The following is a 387-nucleotide window of genomic DNA, read 5'->3' on the forward strand; positions in this document are numbered from 1 at the left end:
CTAAGAGGGAAGCGACCTTCCCGTAGCGGTCGTAGTTGCTTATTAAGTTAAACCTGGTAACGGGGACGAACATGAGCGAGTTGGCCAGGCCGTGGGGGACATGGTATGTAGAACCCAAGGGGTAAGCGCAGGCGTGCACTGCAGCACACCCGGCCTGGGCGAAAGAAAGGCCTGCCAAAAGGCTTGCCAAAGACATGGCCGTACGAGCTTCTGTGTTTTTGCCATCTGCGTAGGCACGCACCAAGTAACGCCCTATGAGCTCAAGGGCGGCCTCCGGATCCTCCACACCCGGGAGATCCACGACAACCCGGTCGTTGCCGTGGCGCTGGATAACCCGGTCTGTGTTCCCCTATTGGTCAATTATATTGCGAAGGACAGCAATCAGTC

At 57.1% G+C, this 387-nt stretch carries 2 pseudogenes; both read right to left on the reverse strand.

Going from position 1 to position 387, the window contains the following annotated elements:
- Window positions 1-241, reverse strand: a pseudogene (locus EZM41_RS09120) (iron-containing alcohol dehydrogenase); the annotation flags it as partial.
- A 6-nt stretch (window positions 242-247) separates the two neighbouring features.
- Window positions 248-387: pseudogene (locus EZM41_RS13855) on the reverse strand (protein translocase subunit SecD); the annotation flags it as partial.

This window comes from Acetomicrobium sp. S15 = DSM 107314 (genome assembly GCF_016125955.1).
Lineage (GTDB): Bacteria > Synergistota > Synergistia > Synergistales > Thermosynergistaceae > Thermosynergistes > Thermosynergistes pyruvativorans.